Raw genomic sequence first — 333 nt, 5'->3', positions numbered from 1 at the left:
CGATCTGGTAGGTCACGCGGACTCGGCGAGGTAGCGCTGCCAGGAGATGGTGTCTTCCTCGCCCGCCTCGATCGCGGCGCGCGCGTCGTTGGCGCGGCGGGCCCAGTAGTCGTCTTCGATGCGTTCGTAGTTCTCCGCCACGTCGGCGGGCATCAACGCGGCCACGCGTTCCCCGTGCCGCATGAGGTAGACGAACTCGCCGTCGCGCACCGTGTCGATGAGGCGAACGGTACGCGCGGATCTACCAGTCCGTGCTCTGACCCGTGCCGGCCACCGAGGACGGTCCCGGTGCCCGCACACCGCCCACACCACCGCCGCCCATGCTCGCCGTGT

Annotated in this window: 1 protein-coding gene; it reads right to left on the bottom strand. The window is 70.0% G+C overall.

The annotated features are described in order from the left end of the window. Window positions 1-12: 12 nt before the first annotated feature. Window positions 13-210: a hypothetical protein gene (locus SACHA_RS21950; RefSeq protein WP_019810421.1), complete on the bottom strand. Its 198-nt coding sequence runs from the start codon at window positions 208-210 to the stop codon at window positions 13-15. Between the last annotated feature and the right edge of the window lie 123 nt (window positions 211-333).

Source organism: Saccharomonospora halophila 8 (assembly GCF_000383775.1).
GTDB lineage: Bacteria > Actinomycetota > Actinomycetes > Mycobacteriales > Pseudonocardiaceae > Saccharomonospora > Saccharomonospora halophila.
This window is presented reverse-complemented; position numbering and strand designations above follow the sequence as displayed.